This window comes from Gordonia sp. (in: high G+C Gram-positive bacteria) (assembly GCF_012515855.1).
In the GTDB taxonomy this organism is placed as follows: domain Bacteria; phylum Actinomycetota; class Actinomycetes; order Mycobacteriales; family Mycobacteriaceae; genus Gordonia.
The window spans coordinates 1-7,674 of sequence record NZ_JAAYXO010000260.1 but is presented as its reverse complement, the minus strand read 5'-3'; the positions used below and the strand labels follow the sequence as shown (position 1 = coordinate 7,674).

Sequence of the window (7,674 nt, the reverse complement as noted above, 5' to 3'; positions counted from 1 at the left end):
CTTCTGGGGTGCGCGCTTGGCGGGCGCCGGTCGGGTCGGCTGCGGCGGAGCGGCCGGCCGGGGGCCGGACTGGGGCCCGCGCTGCTGGGAGGCCGACTGCGGGGCCTTCGACTGCGGGGCCACGCGACGCGGAGGCACCGGCGCGCTGGTCGGCCTGCGATCACCCTGATTGCGGACCGGCGCGGCTGCCGGACGGGGCCCTGTGGAGGGCGGCGCCGTCGGGACCTGCGGATTCGGTCGTGAATCCGGGGCGGCCTGCCGCACGCCGCTGACGCCGAGCTTCCACGACCCGGTGTCGGGCCCGGAGTCACTGCGTTGCGGTCGCTTGGTCGGCGCGACGACCTGATCGTCGACCAACTCGTCGAGGGTGCTGTCCGAGGTCGGCACGGGGCCGCTGTCGACAGACTCCTCGGCGGTCTCCTTGCGGAGGATGGAACGGCGTCCGGTCGGTTCCGCCCGGCCGGCGACGGGGCGCTCGGCAGTCGCGACCGGCAGACGCATCGCGGTGGTCGGAGCCTCCGCCGCGGCCACCACGCCACCCGAGGTGCCGCCGGGCAACGCCTCGAAGTAGTCGGGACGCTTCTGGGTGATGTCGTCTTCGAGGATGGTCTCGCCGAGACCGATCTTCTGCTGCAGACGCAGCATCCACCGCGGCGACCACCAGCAGTCGTCGCCAAGCAGCTTCATGATCGACGGCACCAGGAGCATGCGGATCACGGTGGCGTCGAGGATCAGCGCGGCGATCATGCCGTACGCGATGTACTTCATCATCACGATCTCCGACAACCCGAAGGCGCCGGTGACGACCACCAGAATCGCGGCCGCCGCGGTGATGATGCGGCCGGTGTGCGCCGTGCCGACGCGGATCGCCTCGGTAGTCGACGCGCCTTGGGCTCTGGCCTCCACCATGCGAGAGAGCAGGAATATCTCGTAGTCGGTGGACAGACCGTAGATGATCGCGATGATCAACACCAGCACCGCGGCGAACAGCGGGCCGGGCGTGAAGTTAGCCAGGGACGCGCCGTGGCCGTCGATGAAGATCCAGGTGAGGATGCCGAGCGTGGAGCCCAGGCCCAGCGCCGTCATCAGCGCGGCCTTGATCGGCAGGATGATCGATCCGAACGCCAGGAACATCAACAGCCCGGTCACCAGCACCAGGAGGACTGCCATCACCGGCAGCCTGCTGATCAGCGAGTCGATCGAGTCCTGGGTCAGCGCCGGCGTACCGGCGACGTAAACCGTCAGGCCCTCGGAATCGATCTGGCGGAGTTCCTTGATGGCCTGCGCCGCGGTGTTGCGGTCGACGAGACCTGCGGACATCTGTGTTACGCCGAGACCGGTTTCTTCGTCGCCGTAGACGCCGTCCATGCCGCCGAGGTCGGCGCTCGGCGAGAACTCCCGGGTGAACCCGGGAATCTTGTTGGCCTGATCGGCGATGCGCTGGATCTTGCCTGCGACGTCGTCGGTGTTCTGGTCGTACATCACGACGAGCTTGAGGTCTTCGGTGCGTTCGGACGGGAAGTTCTCGTCGAACGTCTCCTGCGCGATGCGGTTCGGGTGGTCGGGCGGCAGGTAGGCCTCGGTCATGCCGCCGAACTGGATGTTTCCGAACGGGATGATCAGTGCCAGCAGCAGCAGGACCGTCGGTACCGCCGTCTTGACCGGGTGCTTCATGACCCAGCCCGCGAGCTTGCCCCAGAAGCCGTTCTCCACCTCTTCGCGCGTCTTGGTGCGGCGGAGGAAGGGCAGCCCGAGGGCGTCGATGCGGGTGCCGAGGATCCCGAGGATCGCGGGCAGCACGGTGATCGAGAGGATTGCGGCGAGGCCCACCGATGCCAGGGCGCCGAAGGCCACCGACTTCAGGAAGGCCTGCGGGAACATCAGCAGGCAGGCCAGGGCGGCGATGATGATGGTCGCCGAGAAGATCACCGTCTGACCCGCGGTCATCACGGTTCTCTTGACCGCGGCCTCGACGGTATAGCCCTCGGCGAGTTCTTCGCGGAATCGACTGACGATGAACAGGCCGTAGTCGATCGCGATGCCCAGGCCGATCAAGGTCACGACCGACTGCGCGAAGACGTTGAGTTCGGTGAGCTGTGCCAGCACCTTCATGATGCCGAGCGAGCCCGCGATGGTCAGACCGCCGATGAAGACCGGCAGCACGGCCGCCACCACGCCGCCGAAGACGAAGAAGAGCATGAGGGCCACGACGGGGAGCGCGATCAACTCGGCGCGCTTGATGTCGTTGTCCATGCCCTGGCTCATGCCGGCCGCGATCGGCTGCAGACCGGCGAGTTGGAACTCGGTTCCGGGCAGGTCGTAGCGTTCGGCGAGGCCGTCGAAGAAGGGGGCGATGGTCTTGTAGTTGTTCAGGATCGACGTGTCGTCGTCGCCTGCCACGCCGATCGAGATGAAGCCGTGTTTTCGGTCTTCGGTCCACATCCGGTCGCGTTTGATCTCCGCGGCGGTGGCGCCGGCGCCGTCTTGGCCGGCGTCGAACGGATCGATGATGCCCGCGCCGCCGTCGTCACTGCTGCGGCTGACGATGTCGGGATGCGCCTCGACCAGGTCGTTGACGATGTTCTCGATCTTGGCGCCGAACGCCTTGTCGTCGACGGTGGTGCCCTCGGGCGGGGTGATCAGCAGGATGACGTCGGACTTGTGGTCGCGGCCGAGCGCGGTGTCGGCGACGACGGAACCGGTGACCGACTCCGAGTTCGGGTCGAACCATCCACTCTGGGACAGGTAGTTCGGCAGGTTGAGGCCGTACAGTCCCAGGCCGCCCATCAGCGCGATGAGGACGGCGATGACGGTATAGCGCATCCGATAGACGAATGAGCCGATGGATCCGAACACGCGGCGTCCTTCCTACTTGTGGGTACCGAAGCTTCCCGATTCTTTCAGGCTTGTCTGAGAAAAAGTGGGAGCAAGGCTCAGGTTCACGTGCGGTTCTGCTACTTGATCAGTGCGCTCAGCGGGCGGAACGGAGTCAGCCAGGCACCGTCGTCGGGCAGCGAGTCGAGGCTGATTCGCGGCAGCGGTTCGCGGAACACGCCGGGGATGTCCTCGAGGTCGACGAACTCGATGTCGTCGCAGGTCAGGGCCCAGCTGGCGTGTTCGCGAAAGCCGATCACGGTGACCGGAACGCCGTCGGCGGCAATCTCCAGCAGTGGCTCGCGGAAGGCCTGACCATCGGCGGACGCGACGATGATGCCTGCCAGGCCCGGAGTGTGACGTCGAACCTGAATATGGTCGAGCATGTCGGAGTCGACATCGCTGTCGTCGGTCAACTTCGGCTTGGCGAAGACCGCATAGCCGACATTCCGGAGGGCTTCCACCCAGGGGCGCACCACGTCGGCGCTGCCGGGAACGATGTTGGTGAACACTGTCGCCTCGGGCTCCACCTCCTCGCGGAGGGTGGCGGCGAGGGTCGCGTTGCGCTTGAGGATCCAGCGGCCGAGGGCGTCGAAGCGTGGACGGTGCGCGGCGGTCGGACGTCCGCCGAGGATGCCGCCGAGTCCCATGTCCATGTTCGGCGCGTCCCAGATCATGAGGAGTCGGGGCGTCGCGGTGGTGCCTGCGATCGACTCGGAGAACTCCGGGCTCATGACTGATCCTCGCTGCTGTCGCCCCCGTCGCTCTTGCGCGCGGGCTTGGGGAGCGGCTTCACGTAGACGAACTCGTTGATCTCGCGGCCGTCCACGTGTGCGCGACCTTCGAACTTGGTGGTCGGACGCTCCAGGAGGATCGGTGAGTCGAAGGTCAGTGGAACCACGTGGGGTGCGTCGGGACGCTGCGTCGCCAGCAGTTCGGCGATCCACAGCGCGTAGTCGGCGTGATCGGTCGCGATGTGCAGCACGCCGCCGGGCTTCAACCGGCTCGCGATCAGCTCGATGGTCCCGGACTGCAGGAAGCGACGCTTGTGGTGGCGCGATTTGGGCCAGGGGTCCGGGAAGAAGACGCGGACCCCGGTCAGCGAATCGGGTTCGACGAGCTCGGACAGGACGACGGTGGCGTCGCCCCTGATCATCCGGACATTGTTCAGGCCGGCGCGGTCGACGAGACCTACCAGCTGGGCCAGGCCCGGCTGGTAGACCTCGACGGCGATGACGTCGGCGTCGGGCTCTTCCTCGGCCATGGCCGCGGTGGAGATTCCGGTGCCGCTGCCCACCTCGATGATGAGCGGTGCTTCGCGCCCGAACCACTCCGCGGGGTTCAGCGGAGGCTCTTCGTTCCGATCGGGGCCGGTCCGCAAGTCGCGGCCCAGGCTCGGCCACAGGGCCTCCCAATTACGCTGCTGCCCGGCCGTCAGACTGCCCCGGCGGAAGCGGAAACTGGTGACTCGGGGATAGAGACGAGAGCGGTCGGTATCGGGCGCCGATCCCTCGGCGGCGTCGGTGTTCACCCCTCCATGGTGTCCTATTTCCACTGCTCGCTCACAACGGACACTGCTTTCGGGTGTGTTCACCGAGCAGATTTTCGGCGACTGCCCAACGATGTCGTACCCGCGAGGTAGGTTCAGATCACTGCAAAACACCTTGGGGGAGGTGGACGGGGTGGATCAACCTTTCGTCGATGGTCAACTGTCCGAGAACACGCGTGCGCAGCCATTGGTCATCCGGCCGCAGCCATTGGTTATCGCGGTATCGGGCATGCCGGGAGCGGGGAGTTCGACGTTGGCATCGGCACTCGCCGACAGGTTCGGGGTGGTCGCCGCGGTCGGCGACATGGATCCGCCCGACTTCGCGATACGCGTGATCGGTGCTCAGGTCCGCGCTCGTGATCGTGCCGCCATCGACGCGACGCAGGTGCCGCTGCTGGTGGTCGCGGGTAAATCCGACACCCGGCCCGACGCCGAGCGCATGGCGCGGACCGCGAGTCGTGCCCTGGGACAGGCGGTGATCCCGGTGTCCGGTCTGCTCGCGGGGGTACGCCTCGATGCCACCGACCGCGACATCCTCGGACAGTGGCGCGATGCCGGGATCGCGGTGCCGACCTCCGCGGCGGCGTTCGCCGCAGCGGACGAGGTCCGCGGCGACGCGCCGCAGCAGCAGGCGCGGGCGCGGATGATGGCACTTCTCGGACGGACCGGGTTGGTCGCGGCGCTCGAAGTGCTGGAAGCATCACCGGATGCGACGGTCGCCGAGGTCAACGCGGCGCTGCATCGCCGAAGCGGCGTCGACGCACTCGTCACGCCGATCAAACAGGCGGCAGGTGCGATCGCTGCGGGTCGTCGAGTCCGCAGGCTGGCGGGTCTGCGCCTGCTGTCGGCGCGCGGCTTCGATCGACCGGCGATCGAACAGCGGCTGATCACGGAGTCGGCACGATGACACTGGTGATCGCGGGAACCGAGGGCGCCGACCCGAGTTCGCTCGCAGTGGCGCTCAAGCGCTGCGGCTGGGCCGGTCGCGTCGTGGTGGCCGGGACCGTCGTGGAGATCGCGGCGCACGCGCCGGCCGCTCGCGTGGCCGTGCTCGCTCTCGATTCGTCCATGCCTGCCGCCGACGAGGAGACCGAACTCCTGGGGGCGCTGGCCGCCGCACGGGTGCCGACCGCACTCGTCGCGTGCCGGGTCGATGCCTTCCCGTCGTGGCCGAGAACGTTGGCGGCGTCGCGAGCCAGGCTCGACGCCGACCGCCGGCTCCCGGTGTTCGCGACGGCCGCCGTGCTGGCCGACGCCCCGACGGGAACACCGGGGTCGACGCAGTCGGGCGTCGCTGAGTTGGCGCAGTGGTGCGCCGAGGAACACGACGACCCGGACACGCTGCCCCTGCTGAACTCGGTGCCGGCGCCCGCCGCCGCACCGGCTGTCGCACCGGAAACGGCCACCGCGCTGCGAGCCGATCGACTCGCAGGGTTGCGTGCGGGGATCGTTGCGGCGCGTGTGGAAGCCGCGTCGTCGACCCGCGCGGCGCTGGGTGAACTGCACAGTCGAATTCCCGAGGTGTGTGCGACGCCCGGCTTCGAAGCGTGGCTCCCCCGCGTCTTGGACGGGGTGGAGCAGCGTTCGCGCACGATGTTCGCGCATCGACTCGGACAGGTCCGAGCAGCAGCCACCTGCGGTCTCGGCGGAACCCCGGCCACCGAGCCGGCCGTGGAATCGACCCGCGCCGCCGGGCCGTTGCCGGTTCCGCGCCGAAAGACCCGGACCGAAGACGCGGTCGTCGTGGTGGTCGGAGCATCGATGGGGTTCGGGGTGGGGCGGATGATTCTCGCGCCCGCTCTGGAATGGGCCGGATTGGGCGTCGCGGGAACGATCCTGAGCCTGGCCGCCGGACTCCTGGTCGCCTTGTGGATGGTCTCGGCGCGTCGGGACGCTGCTGATCGCGTGCGATGGGAGCGATGGGCAGCCGAACAGATCGCCGCGCGCCGGACCGCCGTCGACCAGTGGATCGGCTCGCAGGCGGGCGCGGCCGAGGCGCACGTCAGTCGAGAGATATGGAACCGGACGCGTCCGGTTCGAGTCGGGGGATCTGATGGATGATCTGGTGCCCGACCCGGGCTGGGAGAGTGAAGATCATCTCATTGCGCGTCCGGATGAGGTCGGCGGCCGACCGCCGTGGAGTGTGACCGACGACATCGTCGAAGTCGGTGGTGCCGACCCTCACGACCACCTGTGGTGGTACGCCGACGGCACAGTCTGGGACCTCGGTCCGGCCGATCTCGACTCCGATGGGGACGGTCGTCCCGACGCGCTGACCAGCGAACTCAACGGTTCGACGGCCATCCTCGCCGATGCCGACGGTGACGGGCGAGTGGACCGGATGTCGGTGCTGGACTCGGACGGGCGAGTCGCGGCGTGGGGGGTCGACGGATCGGGTGAGGAGTGGAGTCCGACGAGGGTCGGTCGGCTCGATTGAAACGCATCTCTCACCGACCCAAGCTTAAGAGCGTGCGAAACGGGCGTACCCTGGGTCTAGTATGCGTTCGCACAGCCACTGCGCGCAGGCACCCCGTGAGTTTTCGATGAGGAGATCCGCATGACCGCTGCGACCATTCCGGGCGTCGAGCCCGGAAGCGCCCCCACCAACCACGCCGGGCTGATCGCCTGGGTGGCCGAGGTTGCCGAGCTGACGCAGCCCGACCGAGTGGTCTGGTCGGACGGCAGCGACGAGGAGTGGGACCGGCTGACGGCCCAGCTCGTCGAATCAGGCACCATCACGAAGCTGAACGAAGAGAAGAAGAGCAACTCGTTCCTCGCTCTCTCCGATCCGGCCGACGTGGCTCGCGTCGAGTCGCGCACCTTCATCTGCAGCAAGACCGAAGAGGCCGCAGGCCCCACGAACAACTGGGTCGCGCCGGACGAGATGCGCTCGACCATGACGGACCTGTACCGCGGTTCGATGCGCGGTCGCACCATGTACGTCATCCCGTTCTGCATGGGCCCGCTCGGCTCCGACGACCCGAAGCTCGGCATCGAGCTCACCGATTCCGAGTACGTCGTGCTGTCGATGCGCGTCATGACTCGCGTCGGTCCGGCCGTCCTGGAGGCACTGGGCGACGACGGCTTCTTCGTCAAGGGCCTGCACTCGGTCGGCGCTCCGCTCGCCGACGGCCAGGACGACGTGCCGTGGCCGTGCAACACCGAGAAGTACATCGTCCACTTCCCCGAGGATCGGGTGATCTGGTCGTACGGCTCGGGCTACGGCGGCAACGCCCTGCTGGGCAAGAAGT

6 protein-coding genes and 1 pseudogene are annotated in these 7,674 nt (G+C 67.9%); 4 read left to right on the top strand and 3 right to left on the bottom strand.

Going from position 1 to position 7,674, the window contains the following annotated elements; translation table 11 throughout:
* The 3 genes from GX543_RS17945 to trmB all read right to left on the bottom strand — a co-directional run.
* Nucleotides 1–2,856 (bottom strand): MMPL family transporter (locus tag GX543_RS17945; RefSeq protein ID WP_290853912.1); only part of this gene is annotated, 2,856 nt, incomplete at its 3' end.
* 98 nt (nt 2,857–2,954) lie between these two features.
* A complete protein-coding gene (locus GX543_RS17940) occupies nt 2,955–3,608 on the bottom strand; it encodes an NYN domain-containing protein (RefSeq protein WP_290853911.1) in 654 nt (217 codons plus the stop codon).
* Complete coding sequence (gene trmB, locus GX543_RS17935; RefSeq protein ID WP_290853909.1) at nt 3,605–4,405, bottom strand: tRNA (guanosine(46)-N7)-methyltransferase TrmB; 801 nt, start codon at nt 4,403–4,405, stop codon at nt 3,605–3,607. Before trmB ends, GX543_RS17940 begins: the two co-directional genes overlap by 4 nt.
* A gap of 271 nt (nt 4,406–4,676) precedes the next feature.
* On the opposite strand from trmB, the gene GX543_RS17930 reads away from it, so the two are divergent.
* The 4 genes and pseudogenes from GX543_RS17930 to GX543_RS17915 all read left to right on the top strand — a co-directional run.
* Complete coding sequence (locus tag GX543_RS17930) at nt 4,677–5,330, top strand: hypothetical protein (RefSeq protein ID WP_290853908.1); 654 nt, start codon at nt 4,677–4,679, stop codon at nt 5,328–5,330.
* Nucleotides 5,327–6,484: a hypothetical protein gene (locus GX543_RS17925; RefSeq protein WP_290853906.1), complete on the top strand. Its 1,158-nt coding sequence runs from the start codon at nt 5,327–5,329 to the stop codon at nt 6,482–6,484. Before GX543_RS17930 ends, GX543_RS17925 begins: the two co-directional genes overlap by 4 nt.
* Nucleotides 6,477–6,860 (top strand): DUF6802 family protein, encoded by a 384-nt coding sequence (locus tag GX543_RS17920; RefSeq protein WP_290853904.1) that lies wholly within the window; start codon nt 6,477–6,479, stop codon nt 6,858–6,860. The genes GX543_RS17925 and GX543_RS17920 overlap by 8 nt, the downstream gene beginning before the upstream one ends.
* A gap of 120 nt (nt 6,861–6,980) precedes the next feature.
* A pseudogene (locus GX543_RS17915) lies at nt 6,981–7,674 on the top strand (phosphoenolpyruvate carboxykinase); the annotation flags it as partial.